The organism is Pseudomonas bijieensis, assembly GCF_013347965.1.
Taxonomy (GTDB): domain Bacteria; phylum Pseudomonadota; class Gammaproteobacteria; order Pseudomonadales; family Pseudomonadaceae; genus Aquipseudomonas; species Aquipseudomonas bijieensis.
Genome location: NZ_CP048810.1, coordinates 2,372,605 through 2,391,282, shown reverse-complemented (window position 1 = coordinate 2,391,282; position 18,678 = coordinate 2,372,605). Strand labels below are relative to the sequence as shown.

Annotated in this window: 18 protein-coding genes; all 18 read left to right on the top strand. The window is 60.8% G+C overall.

Translation table 11 applies throughout. The features are described 5' to 3' along the window. The 18 genes from fliR (at position 1) to GN234_RS10230 (ending at position 18,436) form a co-directional block, all read left to right on the top strand. Complete coding sequence (gene fliR / locus GN234_RS10315; RefSeq protein ID WP_109751355.1) at positions 1 to 783, top strand: flagellar biosynthetic protein FliR; 783 nt, start codon at positions 1 to 3, stop codon at positions 781 to 783. A gap of 3 nt (positions 784 to 786) precedes the next feature. Continuing rightward, complete coding sequence (flhB, locus tag GN234_RS10310) at positions 787 to 1,923, top strand: flagellar biosynthesis protein FlhB (RefSeq protein WP_176688405.1); 1,137 nt, start codon at positions 787 to 789, stop codon at positions 1,921 to 1,923. 179 nt (positions 1,924 to 2,102) lie between these two features. Further along, entirely contained in the window at positions 2,103 to 2,786 is a 684-nt protein-coding gene (locus GN234_RS10305) for a hypothetical protein (RefSeq protein WP_163854857.1), read from the top strand. Positions 2,787 to 2,920: 134 nt separating this feature from the next. Beyond that, on the top strand, positions 2,921 to 5,050 hold the full coding sequence (flhA, locus tag GN234_RS10300; RefSeq protein ID WP_109751830.1) for a flagellar biosynthesis protein FlhA: 2,130 nt from the start codon (positions 2,921 to 2,923) through the stop codon (positions 5,048 to 5,050). A gap of 11 nt (positions 5,051 to 5,061) precedes the next feature. Next, a complete protein-coding gene (flhF, locus tag GN234_RS10295; protein ID WP_095973956.1) occupies positions 5,062 to 6,411 on the top strand; it encodes a flagellar biosynthesis protein FlhF in 1,350 nt (449 codons plus the stop codon). A 116-nt stretch (positions 6,412 to 6,527) separates the two neighbouring features. Beyond that, positions 6,528 to 7,358: a flagellar synthesis regulator FleN gene (gene fleN / locus GN234_RS10290; protein WP_003184001.1), complete on the top strand. Its 831-nt coding sequence runs from the start codon at positions 6,528 to 6,530 to the stop codon at positions 7,356 to 7,358. Next, positions 7,355 to 8,101, top strand: a complete 747-nt coding sequence (gene fliA, locus GN234_RS10285; protein ID WP_109751358.1) for an RNA polymerase sigma factor FliA — start codon at positions 7,355 to 7,357, stop codon at positions 8,099 to 8,101. Before fleN ends, fliA begins: the two co-directional genes overlap by 4 nt. A 167-nt stretch (positions 8,102 to 8,268) precedes the next feature. After that, on the top strand, positions 8,269 to 8,640 hold the full coding sequence (locus GN234_RS10280; protein ID WP_003199125.1) for a chemotaxis response regulator CheY: 372 nt from the start codon (positions 8,269 to 8,271) through the stop codon (positions 8,638 to 8,640). Positions 8,641 to 8,658: 18 nt separating this feature from the next. Continuing rightward, the gene (locus tag GN234_RS10275) at positions 8,659 to 9,444 is read left to right on the top strand and encodes a protein phosphatase CheZ (protein ID WP_060738635.1); all 786 of its coding nucleotides are present in this window, start codon (positions 8,659 to 8,661) and stop codon (positions 9,442 to 9,444) included. A 30-nt stretch (positions 9,445 to 9,474) separates the two neighbouring features. After that, complete coding sequence (locus GN234_RS10270) at positions 9,475 to 11,730, top strand: chemotaxis protein CheA (protein ID WP_109751359.1); 2,256 nt, start codon at positions 9,475 to 9,477, stop codon at positions 11,728 to 11,730. A gap of 48 nt (positions 11,731 to 11,778) precedes the next feature. Further along, positions 11,779 to 12,909: a protein-glutamate methylesterase/protein-glutamine glutaminase gene (locus tag GN234_RS10265; protein WP_176688404.1), complete on the top strand. Its 1,131-nt coding sequence runs from the start codon at positions 11,779 to 11,781 to the stop codon at positions 12,907 to 12,909. Continuing rightward, on the top strand, positions 12,909 to 13,649 hold the full coding sequence (locus GN234_RS10260; protein ID WP_003199135.1) for a flagellar motor protein: 741 nt from the start codon (positions 12,909 to 12,911) through the stop codon (positions 13,647 to 13,649). Before GN234_RS10265 ends, GN234_RS10260 begins: the two co-directional genes overlap by 1 nt. 15 nt (positions 13,650 to 13,664) lie before the next feature. Beyond that, positions 13,665 to 14,549 carry a flagellar motor protein MotD gene (motD, locus tag GN234_RS10255; protein WP_109751361.1) on the top strand — a complete coding sequence of 295 codons (885 nt, stop codon included), beginning with the start codon at positions 13,665 to 13,667 and terminating at the stop codon, positions 14,547 to 14,549. A 49-nt stretch (positions 14,550 to 14,598) separates the two neighbouring features. Next, positions 14,599 to 15,390, top strand: coding sequence for a ParA family protein (locus GN234_RS10250; RefSeq protein ID WP_018606550.1), 792 nt, complete (start codon positions 14,599 to 14,601; stop codon positions 15,388 to 15,390). Between the two features lie 96 nt (positions 15,391 to 15,486). Continuing rightward, complete coding sequence (locus tag GN234_RS10245; RefSeq protein ID WP_109751362.1) at positions 15,487 to 16,359, top strand: CheW domain-containing protein; 873 nt, start codon at positions 15,487 to 15,489, stop codon at positions 16,357 to 16,359. Between the two features lie 72 nt (positions 16,360 to 16,431). Continuing rightward, on the top strand, positions 16,432 to 16,917 hold the full coding sequence (locus GN234_RS10240) for a chemotaxis protein CheW (protein ID WP_003199144.1): 486 nt from the start codon (positions 16,432 to 16,434) through the stop codon (positions 16,915 to 16,917). Next, complete coding sequence (locus GN234_RS10235; RefSeq protein WP_060738629.1) at positions 16,918 to 17,313, top strand: DUF2802 domain-containing protein; 396 nt, start codon at positions 16,918 to 16,920, stop codon at positions 17,311 to 17,313. A 97-nt stretch (positions 17,314 to 17,410) separates the two neighbouring features. Further along, positions 17,411 to 18,436, top strand: coding sequence for an IS110 family RNA-guided transposase (locus GN234_RS10230; protein ID WP_176688403.1), 1,026 nt, complete (start codon positions 17,411 to 17,413; stop codon positions 18,434 to 18,436). Positions 18,437 to 18,678 lie beyond the last annotated feature (242 nt).

Genomic DNA, 18,678 nt, shown 5'->3' with positions numbered 1-18,678 from the left:
ATGTCGATGCTCGAGCTGACGGACACTCAGATCAGTTCCTGGGTGGCATCGTTCATCCTGCCGCTGTTTCGCGTCACCGCGGTGCTGATGAGCATGCCGGTCTTCGGCACGACCCTTGTGCCCCGGCGCGTGCGCCTGTATTTCGCCCTGGCGATCACGGTTGTCATCGCGCCCGGGCTCCCGCCGATGCCGCCGGTCCATGCCCTGGACCTCAGTGCACTGATGCTGGTGGCCGAGCAAATTCTCATCGGCGCCTTGATGGGCTTCTCGCTACAGCTGTTCTTCCAGGCCTTCGTGGTGGCTGGGCAAATCATTTCGATCCAGATGGGCATGGCCTTCGCGTCCATGGTCGACCCCACCAATGGCGTGACGACGGCAGTGATCGGTCAGTTCCTGACGATGCTGGTGACCCTGTTGTTCCTCGCCATGAATGGGCATCTGGTGGTCTTCGAGGTCTTGACCGAGAGCTTTACCACCATGCCGGTGGGCAATGCGTTCCTGATCAATCATTTCTGGGAAATCGCCGGCAAGCTCGGCTGGGTCCTGGGCGCGGCGATGGTGCTGGTATTGCCGGCGATCACCGCGTTGCTGGTGGTCAACATCGCCTTTGGCGTGATGACCCGGGCGGCACCGCAATTGAATATTTTCTCCATCGGCTTTCCGCTGACCCTCGTGCTGGGCATGGTGATTTTCTGGGTCAGCCTGGGGGATATCCTCAACCAGTATCAGCCGCTGGCCACCCAGGCCTTGCAGCTTTTACGCGACATGGCGCAGGCACGCTGAACCATGGCCGAGAGCGAGAGTGGTCAGGACAAGACAGAAGACCCCACGGAAAAGCGCCTGCGCGAATCCCGGGAAAAGGGTGAGACTGCCCGGTCCAAGGAACTTAACACGCTGGCGGTGATGCTGGCCGGGGCGGGCGGGTTACTGGTCTATGGCGGTGGGTTGGCCCTGGACCTGCTGGAAATCATGCGCCTGAATTTCTCCCTGCCCCGTGAGGTGCTGCTCTCCCCGGGCGCCATGTCCCAGCATCTGCTGCACTCGGGCAAGATCGCGATCCTGGCGGTGCAGCCGGTGCTGATCTGTTTGCTGCTGGCCGCCGTGATTGGCCCGATTTCACTGGGCGGCTGGTTGTTCGCCGCCGGTAGCCTGGCCCCCAAATTCAGTCGAATGAACCCGGCCGCAGGCCTCAAGCGCATGTTTTCTACCTCGGCGCTGATGGAGTTGCTCAAGGCTTTCGGGAAGTTCCTGCTGGTCTTGTTTGTCGCGCTGACAGTGTTGCAGGCCGATATCGACGATCTGCTGCGCATTGCTCACGAACCGCTGGAGCAGGCGATTATCCACAGCGTGCAGTTGGTGGGCTGGAGCACGTTGTGGATGGCTTGCGGCCTGATCCTGATCGCCGCCATCGACGTGCCGATCCAGCTGTATCAGAGCAAGCAGAAGCTGATGATGACCAAGCAGGAAGTGCGCGACGAGCACAAGGACTCGGAAGGCAAGCCGGAGGTCAAGCAGCGGATCCGGCAGTTGCAGCGCGAGGTCTCCCAGCGGCGGATGATGGCGGCAATTCCCGATGCCGATGTGGTCATCACCAACCCGACCCACTACGCCGTCGCCCTCAAGTACGACCCCGAAAAAGGCAACGCCCCCGTGTTGCTGGCCAAGGGCAGTGATTTCCTGGCGCTGAAGATTCGTGAAATCGCCGTGGCTAACGAGGTGATGCTGCTCGAATCCCCGGCGTTGGCGCGGTCGATCTACTACTCCACCGAACTCGACCAGGAAATCCCTGGAGGCTTGTACCTGGCTGTGGCCCAGGTGCTGGCGTATGTCTACCAGATCCGCCAGCACCGCGCGGGTAAAGGCAAGCGTCCAGAGCCGCTCAAGGACTTGCCGATTCCGCCGGATTTGCGGCGCGATTCCTGAGTCACGCTGGCGCAGAGAAACATTGGCGTCGATTGAGTGCCTGGATCGGCTTGGAAGGTCTGTACTACGGCCTGCGATAGGCGTCAGGTATCCCCGGTACCTGTCAGTCCTGACAGTAGACAGCCGCTTCCCATGGCAATGTAATGCTTCTGGATGACTACTCAATCCAGGGGTGTGCCATGACAATGCGCGAATACAAAAAACTCGGCGGCATGGAACTGAACTTCGTGTCAGGGGCGGTCGAGGCCAATGCCGGTGAACGAGCCATCGCTTGTGCGTTCACGTTTGACCTGATGCTCGAGTTTGCGCGCTTCAGGGACGCGGCGAACAAGTATGTGCCCAATTACCTGGAGGGTGAGGTCAATGCCATTCGGCCTGAATTGGAGGGCCTGGCTTATCACATTTCCTACGATTACTTCGCTGGTCAGGCCGGCAAGATCGGTAATAACGAGGCGCTGTTCCGTATCTTCACCCACCCTGATAGTTATTTCGATGGATGGTCGAGTGGGGGGCTGGAGCGGCGTTATCACAAGCCGATTTTCCAGATCCTTGATGGGAAATTGAGGCTTGCCGCGCGCACGGATTTTCGGTGGGAGGATCCCAAGCAGATCATCACGATCGCGGATCTTCCGATCATCCAGTTTCAATGGGCGCTCAATGTGATGGAGGGCCACCAGATCAACGCGCCTGAAGAGCCCTTGGCCGACGTCAAGGCGCCTTCTTCGATGGTGGTGTTCATGTACGCCAATCAAGACCAGGTTGAAGTCGATGGTGTGCAAATGTTCCGGGGCGCGCGTTACGTCAGGGGCTGGAAATTGAATTTTGGCCCAATCACACCGGCGCAAATACTTACAGCGCAGTGATTCACCGGGTGCATCGCGCCGAATGAATGCACGCCGTTGCGAATCTTGACTGCAAGTTGGAAGGCTTCTTGCAATACCCCGTCTGCGCCCGTCCAGGGCGTCAAAAGTTTGCTTCACAGGAACGGGGAATATTGGTGGATCGCTCTCAGTTACTCAGCACCGCGCGCAGCAATGTCGTAGACCTCAGCCGGGGTAATCTGGGCGTGCCGCTGTTGCTGCTGGTCATGCTCGCCATGATGATGCTGCCGGTACCACCGTTCCTGCTGGACGTGTTTTTCACGTTCAACATCGCCCTGTCGATTGTCGTGCTGCTGGTGTGCGTATACGCCCTGCGGCCGCTGGATTTCGCCGTATTCCCGACCATCCTGCTGGTGGCCACGCTGTTGCGCCTGGCGCTGAACGTGGCGTCCACCCGGGTGGTCATGCTCCACGGCCAGGACGGGCACGCTGCCGCCGGTAAGGTGATCCAGGCCTTCGGTGAGGTGGTGATCGGCGGTAACTACGTGGTCGGTATCGTGGTCTTCGCCATCTTGATGATCATCAACTTCGTCGTGGTGACCAAGGGCGCCGGGCGGATTTCCGAGGTGAGCGCGCGTTTCACCCTCGATGCGATGCCGGGCAAGCAGATGGCGATCGACGCCGATCTCAACGCCGGCCTGATCGACCAGAGCCAGGCCAAGCTGCGTCGCCTGGAAGTGGCCCAGGAAGCCGAGTTCTACGGTTCCATGGACGGTGCCAGCAAGTTCGTGCGCGGTGACGCCATCGCCGGCCTGCTGATTCTGTTCATCAACCTGATCGGCGGCATGGCCGTCGGTATCTTCCAGCACGACATGACCTTCGGCGACGCTGGCAGGGTTTACGCCTTGTTGACCATCGGTGACGGTTTGGTGGCGCAATTGCCATCACTGTTGTTATCCACAGCGGCCGCGATCATGGTGACCCGTGCTTCGGGCTCCGAAGACATGGGCAAGCAGATCGGCCGGCAAATGTTCGCCTCGCCCAAGGCCCTGGCCGTTGCTGCCGGCCTGATGGCGGTGATGGGCCTGGTGCCTGGCATGCCGCACTTTTCCTTTCTGACCATGGCTGCCCTGGCGGCCGGTGGCGCCTACCTGTTCTGGAAGAAGCAGAACGTGCAGAAAGTCCAGGCCCTGCAAGAGGTCAAGCGCCAGCAGGAACTGCTGCCGTCGCCGGCTCGCGCCATGGAAACCAAGGAACTGGGCTGGGATGACGTGACCCCGATCGACATGATCGGCCTGGAAGTCGGCTATCGCCTGATTCCTTTGGTCGATCGCAACCAGGGGGGGCAATTGCTGGCGCGGATCAAGGGGGTGCGCAAGAAGCTCTCCCAGGACCTGGGCTTCCTGATGCCCACCGTGCATATCCGCGACAACCTCGACCTGGCGCCGAGCGCTTATCGCCTGACCTTGATGGGGGTGATCCTGGCCGAAGCCGAGATCTACCCCGACCGCGAACTGGCGATCAACCCCGGACAGGTCTACGGCAGCCTCAACGGCATCACCGCCAAGGATCCGGCTTTCGGCCTGGAAGCGGTGTGGATCGAAATCAGCCAGCGGGCCCAGGCCCAGTCTCTCGGCTATACCGTCGTAGACGCCAGTACGGTGGTGGCGACCCACTTGAATCAGATTCTGTACAAGCACTCCAGCGAGCTGATCGGCCACGAAGAAGTCCAGCAGCTCCTGCAAGTACTGGCAAAAGGCTCGCCGAAGCTGGCCGAAGAGCTGGTGCCGGGTGTGGTTTCGTTGTCGCAGTTGCTCAAGGTGCTGCAGGCGCTGTTGGCCGAACAAGTGCCTGTGCGCGACATACGCAGTATTGCCGAAGCTATCGCCAACAACGCTTCCAAGAGTCAAGATACCGCCGCCTTGGTGGCAGCTGTTCGGGTCGGCGTGTCCCGCGCAATCGTCCAAAGCATTGTAGGCACTGAGTCCGAGCTGCCTGTGATCACTCTGGAACCAAGGTTGGAACAGATATTGCTCAATAGTCTGCAGAAGGCAGGGCAAGGCTCGGAAGAGGGTGTCCTGCTGGAGCCAAGTATGGCCGAGAAGCTGCAGCGTTCGCTGATCGAAGCAGCCCAGCGGCAAGAGATGCAAGGCCAGCCGGTGATCCTGCTGGTGGCCGGTCCGATTCGCGCGATGCTCTCGCGATTCGGGCGCCTCGCGGTCCCGGGGCTGCATGTGCTGGCGTACCAGGAAATACCGGACAACAAGCAAGTGACCATCGTTGCGACAGTAGGGCCCAACGGCTGAGGTAGTGGTTTATGCAAGTGAAGCGTTTTTTCGCCGCCGACATGCGTCAGGCCATGAAACTGGTTCGTGACGAGCTGGGCGCTGAAGCAGCCATCATTGGCAACCGTCGTATCGCCGGCGGTGTCGAGCTGACGGCGGCCCTGGATTACAAACTGTCTGCGCTGGCCCCGCGGGTTCCGAACATGGAACTCGAAGATGAGCTGCGCAAGACCCAATCGCGCATCGCCAGCGCCCAGGCCGAACTGAGCCTGCGTAGCAGCGAAGGCGAGGGTGCCGCGGGCACCAATCGTCAATTGTTCGCCGGTCAGCCACTGACCGCCGGCTTGCCGTTGACCGCTGCCGAGCCGCTGATCGAGCAGGCCCAGGCCGAACCGCGTCGTCCAGAGCCGGCACCCGCCGCGCCTGCCCGTGGGGTCGATCCGCGCGCCCTGGACTCGATGCGCTTCGAGCTCAACAGCCTGCGCGAGCTGATGGAAGTCCAGCTCGGCTCCCTGGCCTGGAACCAGTTGCAAGGCAGCCGTCCGGCCCAGGCCAACCTGTGGCGTCGCCTGCAACGCATCGGCCTGTCCGGTCCGTTGTCCCGGGACCTGCTGGCATTGATCAATGGTATCGAAGAACCTCGCCAGGCCTGGCGCATGTTGCTGGCGCACCTGGCGCGGATGATTGCCACGCCGGAAGTCGAGCCGCTGGAAGAGGGCGGGGTGATTGCCATGGTCGGTCCTGCCGGCATGGGCAAGACCACCACCCTGGCCAAGCTCGCCGCCCGCTACGTACTCAAGTACGGCGCCCAGAGCATCGCCCTGGTGAGCATGGACAGTTTCCGCATCGGTGCCCAGGAGCAACTCAAGACCCTGGGACGGATCCTCAACGTGTCGGTGACCCATGTGGATCCGGGCCAGTCCCTGGCCCAGGCATTGGAACCGTTGCTGCGCAAGCGCGTCGTACTGATCGATACCGCCGGCCTGCAAGCCAGCGATCCGGCCCTGCGCATGCAGCTCGAAAGCCTGGCCGGACGCGGCATCAAGTCAAAAAATTATCTCGTGTTGGCAACCACCAGCCAGAAACAGGTTCTAACCGCCGCATACCACAGCTACAAACGCTGCGGGCTGGCCGGCTGCATCCTGACTAAGCTGGACGAAACGGCAAGCCTGGGCGAGGTGTTGAGCCTGGCGATCGGTCATGAACTACCGGTGGCCTACCTGACCGACGGGCCGCGGATCCCGGATGATTTGCATCTGCCGCGCCGTCATCAACTGGTCAGCCGTGCCGTGAGTGTGCAAATGCAGGAAGAACCCAGCGAAGAAGCCATGGCTGATATGTTCGCTGATATCTACCACAGCCCGACCAAGCAGGTTGGCTGAGGTAATCATGAATATTTTTTGTACCTACATCGATGGTCTGCCATGCATTGTTCCGTATGCGAACGCGCAGCCAGTAATGTGGCCTCCGTCTAAGTAAGACAAGGTAAAGAACGAACATGGGCAGCATGCATCCCGTACAGGTGATCGCGGTGACCGGCGGCAAAGGTGGCGTCGGGAAGACTAACGTGTCAGTGAACTTGTCCCTGGCTCTGGCAGAGCTTGGCCGACGGGTCATGCTGCTGGACGCCGACCTGGGCCTGGCGAACGTCGACGTGCTCTTGGGGCTTACACCCAAACGCACCCTGGCGGACGTGATCGAAGGCCGTTGCGAATTGCGCGACGTGCTGTTGCAGGGGCCAGGCGGGATTCGCATCGTGCCGGCTGCCTCCGGCACCCAGAGCATGGTTCACCTGACCCCGGCCCAGCACGCCGGCCTGATCCAGGCTTTCAGCGACATCGGCGACAACCTCGATGTGCTGGTGATCGACACCGCGGCCGGTATCGGCGACTCGGTCGTCAGTTTCGTACGCGCGGCCCAGGAAGTGTTGCTGGTGGTCTGCGACGAACCGACGTCCATCACCGACGCCTATGCCTTGATCAAGCTGCTGAACCGCGACTATGGCATGAATCGCTTCCGCGTCCTGGCCAACATGGCCCAGAGCCCGCAGGAGGGCCGCAACCTGTTCGCCAAGTTGACAAAGGTCACGGATCGCTTCCTGGACGTCGCCCTACAATACGTCGGCGCCGTGCCCTACGACGAAAGCGTACGCAAGGCCGTCCAGAAGCAACGTGCCGTTTATGAAGCCTTTCCACGTTCCAAATGCGCGCTGGCGTTCAAGGCGATCGCCCAGAAGGTCGATACCTGGCCGTTGCCGGCCAACCCGCGCGGGCATCTGGAATTTTTCGTCGAGCGTCTTGTGCAACAAACAGCAGGGCCCGTGCTATGACAGCCAGCGGTTACAACCATCTCTACAAAAAATCGGCACGGGACGCCCAGTACGAATTGATCGAGCGTTACGCGCCACTGGTCAAGCGTATCGCCTACCACTTGCTGGCGCGGTTGCCGGCCAGTGTCCAGGTCGAAGACTTGATCCAGGCGGGCATGATCGGCCTGCTCGAAGTGTCGAACAAATACGACGCGAGCAAGGGCGCCAGTTTCGAGACGTATGCCGGTATTCGCATTCGCGGGGCCATGCTCGATGAAGTCCGCAAGGGCGATTGGGCGCCACGCTCGGTGCACCGCAATACCCGCATGGTCAGCGATGCAATTCGGGCAATTGAAGCTAAAACCGGGCGTGACGCTAAAGATCACGAGGTTGCGGCCGAACTCCAGTTGAGTCTCGATGATTATTACGGGATTTTGAACGATACCTTGGGCAGCCGCCTGTTCAGTTTCGACGACCTGTTGCAGGACGGTGGTGAACACGAGGGACTGCACGAGGATGGCGCGAGTGCTCACATGGAGCCATCGCGTGACCTGGAAGATGAACGTTTCCAGAGCGCGCTGGCGGATGCGATTGCCAATTTGCCGGAGCGTGAGCGACTGGTCTTGGCGCTGTACTACGACGAAGAGCTGAACCTCAAGGAAATCGGTGAGGTCCTGGGGGTCAGCGAATCGCGGGTCAGCCAGTTACACAGCCAGTGCGCGGCCCGTTTGCGGGGGCGTTTGGGGGAGTGGCGAGCGCGTTGACAGGCAGTGTGGGGACACTGCGAACGAGGCTGGCCTGGCAAGTACTGCGCCAGTCTCCATCCGTTGTGCTCCAGACCGTTGTCGAGTGTTGTGCCGGATTGATTGAAATGGCGCGTCCAGGTGCTGGGCGCGTTTAAGACTGCTTGGAGGTCGAATTGGACAAGAACATGAAAATCCTCATCGTTGATGACTTCTCAACGATGCGGCGGATCATAAAAAACCTGTTGCGTGACCTTGGGTTCACCAACACGGCCGAGGCAGATGACGGGACCACTGCGCTCCCGATGTTGCACAGTGGCAACTTCGATTTTCTGGTCACCGACTGGAACATGCCGGGCATGACCGGTATCGACCTGCTGCGTCAGGTGCGTGCCGACGAAAAACTCAAGCATCTTCCGGTGCTGATGGTCACTGCCGAAGCCAAGCGCGAGCAGATCATCGAAGCGGCCCAGGCCGGTGTCAACGGCTATGTGGTCAAACCCTTCACGGCCCAGGCGTTGAAAGAGAAGATCGAAAAAATCTTCGAACGCATCGGTTAACGGCGCCACGGGGGAGCTATGGACAACGAATCTTCAATGGGCGATTTCGAATCGACCCTGAAAAAACATGCCCGCGAACTGGTCGACAGCCTTGAAAAAGGTCGCTTTGGCGATGCGGTTCAAATGATCCATGAGCTCAACCAGACCCGTGACCGCGGTCTGTATCAGGAAGTGGGCAAGCTCACGCGTGAACTGCACAGCGCGATTGTCAATTTCCAGATCGACCCGCATATGCCGCAGGCCGAGGAAGTCTCGCAGATCACCGACGCCACCGAGCGTCTGGGGTATGTGGTCAAGCTGACCGAGGCCGCGGCCAACCGCACCATGGACCTGGTGGAAAGCGCAACGCCGCTGGTCAATGGCCTGAGCGAAGAAGCCCAGGCCTTGAGCACCGACTGGGGTCGGTTCATGCGTCGAGAAGTCGGCGCTGAAGAGTTTCGGGAACTGGCCCGTCGGGTCGACGGTTTCCTGACGCGCAGCAGCACCGAGAACCGCGCCGTAGCAAGCAACCTCAACGACATTCTGCTGGCCCAGGACTATCAGGACCTGACCGGCCAAGTGATCAAGCGTGTGACCCAACTGGTCACCGAAGTGGAAAGCAACCTGCTCAAACTGGTGTTGATGGCCAGCCAGGTCGACCGCTTTGCAGGTATCGAACACGACCGTGAAGCGATGCTTGCTGAAAAAGATCCACAAAAACATCTCTCTCAGGGTGAAGGTCCGCAAATTCATGCCGATAAAAGAGAAGACGTTATGTCCGGTCAGGACGATGTGGACGATTTGCTGTCCAGCCTTGGATTCTGAGTTTTAGCCCTGTTTTAGGAGCAGCCATTAATGAGCTTCGGCGCCGATGAAGAGATCCTTCAGGATTTCCTGGTTGAGGCCGGCGAGATTCTAGAGCAACTGTCCGAACAGCTGGTCGAGCTGGAAAGCCGACCTGATGATGCGGATCTGCTCAATGCAATTTTTCGCGGTTTCCACACTGTAAAAGGAGGCGCCGGCTTCCTCCAGCTCAACGAGCTGGTGGAGTGCTGTCACATTGCCGAGAACGTGTTCGACATCCTGCGCAAGGGTGAGCGTCGCGTTGATTCGGAACTGATGGACGTGGTGCTTGAAGCGCTGGATGCGGTCAACAGTATGTTCAGCGAAGTGCGTGAGCGCTCGCCGATTACCCCTGCCACCCCCGAGCTGCTCGCCGCGCTGTCGCGCCTGGCCGAGCCGCAATCGGCTGACGAAGCGGCGCCGGTTGCCGAGGCAGTGGTCGAAGAACCGGTCGCCGAGGAATCGGGCGACATCACCGATAACGAATTCGAACAACTGCTGGACTCCCTCAACACCGTCAAGGCCCAGGCCGAGGCGCCGGCCGCTCCGGTTGCACCCGCTGCGCCGGCCGCCGATGGAGCTGCCAGCGATGAAATCACCGATGCCGAGTTCGAGTCGCTGCTCGACCAGCTCCATGGCAAGGGCCAGTTCGCACCTGATGCCGTCGTCCCGTCGGCGGCCCCGGCCGCCCCGAAAGCCGCGGGCGACAGCTCGGACATCACCGACGATGAATTCGAAGCATTGCTCGATCAGTTGCATGGCAAGGGCACCTTTGCCGTGGACGCACTGGATTCGGCCATCGCTTCGGCGCCGACACCGGCCAAGCCTGCTGCCGCTGCCGCGGGTAGCGACCTGATCAGCGACCACGAATTCGAATCACTGCTCGATGAGCTGCATGGCAAGGGCAAGTTCAGCGAAGTCGGTACCGCTTCTGCCGCGCCTGCCGCCGCCACTGCGGCAGCACCCGCGGCCAAGGCTGTGCCCAAACCCGCGGCCAAGGCACCGGAACCCAAGGCCGAGCCCGCCAAGCCCGCCGCTGCTGCCCCGGCACCCGCCCGCGCTCCAGCGGCTGCGCCAGCGGAAAAACCGGCCAGCGAAGCCGAAACCACCGTTCGGGTCGATACCGCACGCCTGGACGAGATCATGAACATGGTCGGCGAGCTGGTGCTGGTGCGTAACCGTCTGGTGCGCCTGGGCCTCAACAGCCAGGACGAAGCCATGTCCAAGGCCGTGTCGAACCTCGACGTGGTCACGGCGGACCTGCAGACCGCGGTCATGAAGACCCGCATGCAGCCGATCAAGAAAGTCTTCGGGCGCTTCCCGCGCCTGGTTCGTGACTTGGCTCGCCAGCTCAAGAAAGAAATCAACCTGGAACTGGTGGGTGAAGAGACCGATCTCGACAAGAACCTTGTCGAGGCCCTGGCCGACCCGTTGGTCCACTTGGTGCGCAACGCGGTCGACCACGGTATCGAGTCGCCGGAAGAGCGCGAAGCTTCAGGCAAGGTCCGCAGCGGCAGGGTGATCCTGGCTGCCGAGCAGGAGGGCGACCACATCCTGCTGTCGATCTCCGACGATGGCAAAGGCATGGACCCGAACGTATTGCGTTCCATCGCGGTGAAACGCGGTGTGATGGACAAGGATGCCGCCGACCGCCTGAGCGACACTGAGTGCTACAACCTGATCTTTGCCCCGGGCTTCTCGACCAAGACCGAGATTTCCGACGTGTCGGGCCGTGGCGTGGGCATGGACGTGGTGAAAACCAAGATTTCCCAGCTCAACGGTTCGATCAATATCTACTCGACCAAGGGTCAGGGCTCGAAGATTGTCATCAAGGTTCCGTTGACCCTGGCGATCATGCCAACCCTGATGGTGATGCTGGGCAACCAGGCGTTTGCCTTCCCGCTGGTCAACGTCAACGAGATCTTCCACCTCGACCTGTCGCGCACCAACGTGGTGGACGGCCAGGAAGTGGTGATCGTACGGGACAAGGCACTGCCACTGTTCTACCTCAAGCGCTGGCTGGTCAGCTCCGCGGCCCATGTGGAGCAGGGCGAAGGCCATGTGGTGATCCTTTCGGTGGGCACCCAGCGGATCGGCTTCGTCGTCGACCAGTTGGTGGGCCAGGAAGAAGTGGTCATCAAGCCGTTGGGCAAGATGCTCCAGGGCACCCCGGGCATGTCCGGCGCCACCATCACCGGCGACGGCCGCATCGCGTTGATTCTCGATGTGCCAAGCATGCTCAAGCGTTACGCCGCACGGCGTATTTGATTCTGGAGGGGCGGGGCCCAGGGCCGCGCCTCGTCTAACGGAGTGTTTATGGTAGTTAAAGTCCTGGTGGTGGACGATTCGGGGTTTTTCCGCCGCCGCGTCTCGGAAATTCTTTCGGCGGACACGAGCATTCAGGTCGTCGGTACCGCGACCAACGGCAAAGAGGCGATCGATCAGGCCCTGGCACTCAAGCCGGACGTGATTACCATGGACTACGAGATGCCGATGATGGATGGCATCACGGCCGTGCGGCATATCATGCAGCGCTGCCCGACTCCGGTATTGATGTTCTCGTCCCTGACTCATGAAGGCGCCCGGGTAACCCTCGATGCGCTGGATGCCGGGGCGGTGGATTTCCTGCCGAAAAATTTCGAAGACATTTCGCGCAACCCCGACAAGGTCCGGCAGTTGCTGTGCGAAAAGGTCCACAGTATTTCCCGCAGCAACCGGCGTGTCAGTGCCTACAGCGTACCCGCGCCAGCCCCTGTCGTGGCGCCAAGCCCGGCGCCGACGTCGTCGGGCAGCTTCAATCCAGCCCCGGTACGCAGCGCTCCGGCACCGACTCCTGCCCGTCCGGCGCCCGCCGCCACTGCGTCGTCGCCGGCCCCCAAGCGTAAAGCCTACAAGCTGGTCGCCATCGGCACGTCCACGGGTGGTCCGGTGGCGCTGCAACGGGTCCTGACCCAGTTGCCGGCCAATTTCCCGGCCCCCATCGTGTTGATCCAGCACATGCCGGCGGCGTTCACCAAGGCTTTTGCCGAACGCCTGGACAAGCTGTGCAACATCAGCGTCAAGGAAGCCGAGGATGGCGACATCCTGCGTCCCGGCCTGGCGTTGTTGGCGCCAGGTGGCAAGCAGATGATGATCGACGGCCGTGGCGCGGTGAAAATCCTGCCGGGCGACGAGCGCCTGAACTACAAGCCTTGCGTGGACATTACCTTCGGTTCCGCGGCCAAGTCCTACGGTGACAAAGTTCTGGCGGTGGTGCTCACCGGCATGGGCGCCGACGGTCGTGAAGGTGCGCGCCTGCTCAAGCAGGGCGGCAGTGCGATCTGGGCCCAGGACGAAGCCAGCTGCGTGATCTACGGCATGCCGATGGCCATCGTAAAAGCTGATCTTGCCGACGCAGTGTACGGGTTGGACGACATCGGTAGACACCTGGTCGAGGCCTGCCTGTAATGGATGTGCTTAGCCTGATCGGCATCATCATGGCGTTCGTCGCCATCATTGGCGGCAATTATCTGGAAGGCGGTCACCTGGGGGCGCTGGCCAACGGCCCGGCGGCATTGATCGTGCTCGGTGGCACCATTGGCGCTGCGTTGTTGCAGTCGCCCATGAGTGCTTTCAAGCGCGCCATGCAAGTGCTTATCTGGATCCTGTTCCCGCCGCGGGTCGACCTGGCCGGCGGTATCGACCGGGTAGTGAACTGGAGCCTGACCGCTCGCAAGGAAGGCTTGCTGGGGCTGGAAGGGGTGGCCGATGCCGAACCCGACAGCTATTCGCGCAAAGGCCTGCAATTGCTGGTGGACGGTGCCGAGCCGGAAGCCATCCGCAGCATCCTGGAAGTGGACTTCTACACCCAGGAAAGCCGCGATATCGAGGCGGCCAAGGTATTCGAGAGCATGGGCGGCTACGCGCCGACCATTGGTATTATCGGTGCGGTGATGGGGCTGATCCATGTAATGGGCAACCTGGCCGATCCGTCGCAGCTGGGCAGCGGCATTGCCGTGGCGTTCGTCGCCACGATCTACGGTGTGGCGAGTGCCAACCTGGTGCTGTTGCCCATCGCGGCCAAGCTCAAGTCCATCGCGTTACGCCAGTCGCGCTATCGCGAAATGCTGCTGGAAGGGATCCTGTCGATCGCCGAAGGTGAAAACCCACGTTCCATTGAATTGAAGCTGCAAGGCTTCATGGACTGATGGGGAGCATGGACCATGGCACGTCGCAGGCATCGTGAAGAACACGTCAACCATGAACGCTGGCTGGTTTCCTATGCCGATTTCATTACGTTGCTGTTCGCCTTTTTCGTGGTCATGTATTCGATTTCGTCGGTCAACGAAGGCAAGTACAAAGTCATTTCCGAGGCGTTGATCGGCGTTTTTACCGACTCCGACCGCGCCCTCAAGCCCATCCCTATCGGCGACGAGCGGCCCAAGAGCAGCACCCCGGCCAAACCTTTGATCAAGGACAGCGAACAGGTCGATGCCGGTATCGCCGGTGGCAGCGACCCGTTGAAAAGCATCGCCGACGACATCAGCGCCGCGTTCGGTGACTTGATCAGCTCCAACCAGATGACCGTACGCGGCAACGAGTTGTGGGTCGAGATCGAGCTCAATTCCAGCCTGTTGTTCGGCAGCGGCGACGCGATGCCCAGCGACATGGCCTTCAACATCATCGACAAGGTGGCGGCGATCCTGAGGCCCTTTGACAATCCGATCCATGTCGAAGGCTTTACCGACGACCAGCCGATCCGTACTGCGCAGTACCCGACCAACTGGGAACTGTCCTCGGCCCGTTCGGCGAGCATCGTGCGCATGCTGGCGATGCAGGGTGTGAACCCTGGGCGCCTGGCATCGGTGGGCTACGGCGAGTTCCAGCCGGTCGCCAACAACGCCACTGCCGAGGGGCGTGCGCGCAACCGGCGGGTGGTGCTGGTGGTGTCGCGTAACCTCGATGTGCGTCGTAGCCTGACCGGTACCGGTACGGCCAATGCAACCCCGGATGCGGCATTGAAGCGGGCTGGCACACAAACTGCACCGGCTCCGGTCAAGCCGCCGGGAAGACAGAGTGCCGTCAATTCTCCGTCACCCGCTTTATAACCGAGCTATTTCTCGGTCGAGCCTGTTTCGGCCGGGAGGAACGATCCGAATGAGAGTCTGGGCAGTCGCCAATCAAAAAGGTGGTGTGGGCAAGACCACATCTTCCATCGCTTTAGCCGGGTTGCTGGCCGAGGCGGGCAAGCGCGTGGTCATCGTCGACCTGGACCCCCATGGCTCGATGACCAGCTATTTCGGCTACGATCCCGACAGCCTGGAGCACAGCAACTACGACCTGTTCCTGCACAAGGGCGTTGTGCCCGAGGGCCTGCCGGGGCAGTTGCTGTTGTCCACCAGCGACGAGCGAATTTCCCTGTTGCCCTCGAGCACCGCCTTGGCCACCCTGGAGCGACAGTCGCCCGGGCAGAGCGGCCTGGGCCTGGTGATCGCCAAGAGTCTGGCGCAGCTGTGGCAGGATTTCGATTACGCGATTATCGACAGCCCGCCGTTGCTGGGTTTGCTGATGGTCAATGCCTTGGCTGCCAGCCAGCAACTGGTGATCCCGGTACAGACCGAGCACTTGGCGGTCAAAGGCCTGGAGCGCATGGTCAATACCCTGGCGATGGTCAACCGCTCGCGCAAGCAGACGCTGGCTTTCAACATCGTGCCGACCTTGTTCGATCGTCGCACCCAGGCGTCCCTGGGTACCCTGCGTGTGTTGCGGGACATGTACCCGGATGACATCTGGCAAGGCTATATCCCCGTCGATACCCGCCTGCGCGACGCCAGTCGTGCCGGAGTGACCCCTTCGCAGTTCGATGGCAAGAGCCGTGGCGTGTTGGCCTACCGGGCGCTGCTCAAGCACCTGCTGGCCCAGCAGCTTGTTCCGCAGCAGGTGGCTTAACGTGACGAGGCTTTCCACTGGCACTGTGTTCGCTTGCGAACGCTCAAGTCCTACCGCATTCATGCCGATAACCTCTTCAAGTGGCGCACTGTTCCCATGAGCCGCCCGATTAAGACAACCTCGCGTCCGCAAATGGCCCTGCAATCCTATCTGGATGGGCTGTTGCAGGAAGCGACCGAAGAATTGCCACCGCAGCCAAGCGTGATCGAGGCGTTGCCCGAGCACGTCGAAGCCAAGGGTGTGCTGGACGAATTTCAAGCGGCCGTGCTCGAAGAGCAGGCCCGTGACGCACAGAAATCAGTAATGGCGGCAGCGGTCGAGGCACCGTTTATCAAGCCTCAGGTGGCGGTAATGGATGCGCCTGCGCCGATCCTGGCGCCGGTCTCCACCGTTGCCCCGCTGTTGCAGGGCCTGGTGACGCCGGTAGTGGAAGTCCACTTGCCGCCGAGCAATCCGCCGCCACCGGTGCCGGGCGACGACCGTCCGGCCTGGGCTGCCGAGCCGTTCGAGTGTTTGTTGTTCGATGTGGCCGGGTTGACCCTGGCGGTACCGCTGGTATGCCTGGGATCGATTTATTCCCTGGCCGGGCAGGAATTGACGCCGTTGTTCGGCCAGCCGGAATGGTTCCTCGGGATCCTGCCGAGCCAGGCCGGCAACCTGAAGGTGCTGGATACCGCGCGCTGGGTCATGCCGGACCGTTATCGCGATGACTTTCGCCAGGGCCTGCAATACGTGATTTCGGTGCAGGGGTACGAGTGGGGGTTGGCGGTGCATCAGGTCAGCCGTTCGCTGCGCCTGGACCCGAACGAGATCAAGTGGCGCAGCCATCGAGGGCAACGGCCATGGCTGGCCGGTACGGTGATCGAACACATGTGCGCCTTGCTGGACGTTTCCGAACTGGCGGAACTGATCGCCAGCGGCGGGGCAAAACACCTGGGCGGCAGCAAGCCGGTCCGGAAACCGAAATAAGACAACCGGTGGCGCGCAGCGTCGCCGGACAGAATACACGCCGCCACAGGCGGTTTTTCGAGGGGTCAGGGTATGAATGATAAGGCGTCGTCTCAAAAGGGTTCTGAAGATCCGATTCTGCAATGGGTGACCTTCAAGCTCGATAACGAAACCTACGGCATCAACGTGATGCGCGTTCAGGAAGTGCTGCGCTATACCGAGATCGCCCCGGTACCGGGTGCACCGAGCTACGTGCTGGGGATCATCAACCTGCGTGGCAATGTGGTCACGGTGATCGATACTCGCCAGCGCTTCGGCCTGATGAATGCCGAGATCAGCGACAACACCCGGATCGTCATCATCGAAGCCGACAAGCAAGTGGTTGGCATCATGGTCGACAGCGTCGCCGAAGTGGTTTACCTGCGCCAGTCGGAAATAGAGACTGCGCCGAACGTGGGTAACGAAGAGTCGGCCAAGTTCATCCAGGGCGTGTGCAACAAGAACAACGAGTTGCTGATCCTGGTTGAGCTGGACAAGATGATGAGCGAAGAAGAGTGGTCGGAACTGGAGAGTATCTGATTGATTCTTGAGGTAGCAGTCATTGTCCTGTTCCTTTTCTGGGCAGGCACGCTGGCGATGTTCCTGGCGTACATACGCGGCCAGCGGCAGATCGCCGCTCAACAGGCCCAGGGCGATGCGCTGCGCGACCAGCGCATCAAGGACCTGGCCAAGCGCGTCGATGATTACCAGAACGGCACCGTGCGCATGGGCGAAGCGCTCCATGAGCTGCGTGCCGTGGTCGCGCCGTTGCCGGATAAACTTGCCCAGCTGGAACAGCGCGACCCCTCCAGCCTGTCCTTCGCCCAGGCCGCCCGCCTGGTGGGCATGGGCGCCAGCGTCGATGAACTGACCCAAGCCTGCGGCCTGACCCAGGCCGAGGCGGAGTTGATGAGCAAGCTGCACCGGGGCGGCTGATCGCTTTACCTCGATCCAACTAATGAAATGGCTACCCCCACCGCCCCCTGCGATCGCCCACTAAGCTTTCGCAGGGGGCTCATCGGAGACTGTTGCCATGAACAAAGTAGCTATTGCCGCCATCGATTTGGGAAAACACTCCTTTCACCTGCATGCTCAAGATGATCGTGGTCATGAGCTTTATCGCAAAAAATTTACTCGAGTGACGCTCGCTCAACACCTGGCGAATCTCGAACCTTGCACCGTCGTGATGGAAGCTTGTGGCGGAGCCCACTTCATGGCGCAGGAGGTCGCGAAGCTGGGACATACGCCCAAGCTCATTGCTCCTCATCTCGTGCGTCCTTACGTGAAGAGCAACAAGAACGACTTCGCTGATGCCGAGGCGATCTGCGAGGCAGCGACTCGCCCAACGATGCGCTTTGTGCCGCCAAAAAACCAAGCTCAGCAGGCGCTAGCCATGCTCAACTCGACCCGCGATTCGTTCATCAAAGACCGCACCGCGACCGCCAATCGGATTCATGCCGCCCTTCTAGAGGTGGGCATCAGCCTGGCCCCAGGCTTCAAATCCATCAAAGAGCTTCCGGCGTGGCTGGAGGCGAGTTCACTTTCTGAACGCTTCAAAAAAATTCTGATGAAGCTGCATGAGCACTTCAACCACCTGGATGAGCAGGTCAAGACACTGGACAAGGACGTGGAGAGCCAGGCCGCTGAAGATGATCTGGCGGCTCGTTTGATGACTATGCCCTGTGTCGGGCCGATCACCTCCAGCGCCCTGGCTGCTGAGTTGGGCGATGGTAAACAGTTCAAGTGCGGGCGAAACTATGCGGCCTCAATCGGGCTGGTGCCCAAACAGCATTCCACGGGCGACAAGACGGTACTGCTGGGCATCAGCAAGCGCGGTGATCGGAATCAGAGGCGTCTGCTCATCCAGTGTGCCCGAGTCTACTTAATGCAGCTGGAGCGCCAAAGAGGCTGGCTGGCGGACTGGGTCCGGCAGCTGTTGGCCCACCATCACTCCAACCATGTGGTCTGCGCGCTGGCCAATAAGATGGCGAGGATCGCTTGGGCGATTGCGGCACACCACACTGAATTCGATGCAGGGCCAGCTGCGATGAACACCTGACCCTGCTGTCATCCGAGCACCACCCACCTGGTTTTGCGATGCTGGATAACTGATGACGTGAACGGCCAACCGGCCTGACGACAACCCTGAGCTCCCACACGGCTGAAAGGCCGTCCAATTAATTAGGATCGTCGGGCATCGATTCTCATCGAGGCGCGGGGCCACAACCCCACTCAGACGCCGGATAGATGAAAGCAAGCCAACCACGCATCAAAAACAGTATTGCAGAAAAGGGGATAACC

What these genes read in the sequence shown, in the direction of transcription:
- fliR (WP_109751355.1), top strand. Translation starts at nt 1, where the DNA reads ATGTCGATGCTCGAGCTGACGGACACTCAGATCAGTTCCTGGGTGGCA.
- flhB (WP_176688405.1), top strand. Translation starts at nt 787, where the DNA reads ATGGCCGAGAGCGAGAGTGGTCAGGACAAGACAGAAGACCCCACGGAA.
- GN234_RS10305 (WP_163854857.1), top strand. Translation starts at nt 2,103, where the DNA reads ATGACAATGCGCGAATACAAAAAACTCGGCGGCATGGAACTGAACTTC.
- flhF (WP_095973956.1), top strand. Translation starts at nt 5,062, where the DNA reads ATGCAAGTGAAGCGTTTTTTCGCCGCCGACATGCGTCAGGCCATGAAA.
- fleN (WP_003184001.1), top strand. Translation starts at nt 6,528, where the DNA reads ATGGGCAGCATGCATCCCGTACAGGTGATCGCGGTGACCGGCGGCAAA.
- fliA (WP_109751358.1), top strand. Translation starts at nt 7,355, where the DNA reads ATGACAGCCAGCGGTTACAACCATCTCTACAAAAAATCGGCACGGGAC.
- GN234_RS10280 (WP_003199125.1), top strand. Translation starts at nt 8,269, where the DNA reads ATGAAAATCCTCATCGTTGATGACTTCTCAACGATGCGGCGGATCATA.
- GN234_RS10275 (WP_060738635.1), top strand. Translation starts at nt 8,659, where the DNA reads ATGGACAACGAATCTTCAATGGGCGATTTCGAATCGACCCTGAAAAAA.
- GN234_RS10270 (WP_109751359.1), top strand. Translation starts at nt 9,475, where the DNA reads ATGAGCTTCGGCGCCGATGAAGAGATCCTTCAGGATTTCCTGGTTGAG.
- GN234_RS10265 (WP_176688404.1), top strand. Translation starts at nt 11,779, where the DNA reads ATGGTAGTTAAAGTCCTGGTGGTGGACGATTCGGGGTTTTTCCGCCGC.
- GN234_RS10260 (WP_003199135.1), top strand. Translation starts at nt 12,909, where the DNA reads ATGGATGTGCTTAGCCTGATCGGCATCATCATGGCGTTCGTCGCCATC.
- motD (WP_109751361.1), top strand. Translation starts at nt 13,665, where the DNA reads ATGGCACGTCGCAGGCATCGTGAAGAACACGTCAACCATGAACGCTGG.
- GN234_RS10250 (WP_018606550.1), top strand. Translation starts at nt 14,599, where the DNA reads ATGAGAGTCTGGGCAGTCGCCAATCAAAAAGGTGGTGTGGGCAAGACC.
- GN234_RS10245 (WP_109751362.1), top strand. Translation starts at nt 15,487, where the DNA reads ATGAGCCGCCCGATTAAGACAACCTCGCGTCCGCAAATGGCCCTGCAA.
- GN234_RS10240 (WP_003199144.1), top strand. Translation starts at nt 16,432, where the DNA reads ATGAATGATAAGGCGTCGTCTCAAAAGGGTTCTGAAGATCCGATTCTG.
- GN234_RS10230 (WP_176688403.1), top strand. Translation starts at nt 17,411, where the DNA reads ATGAACAAAGTAGCTATTGCCGCCATCGATTTGGGAAAACACTCCTTT.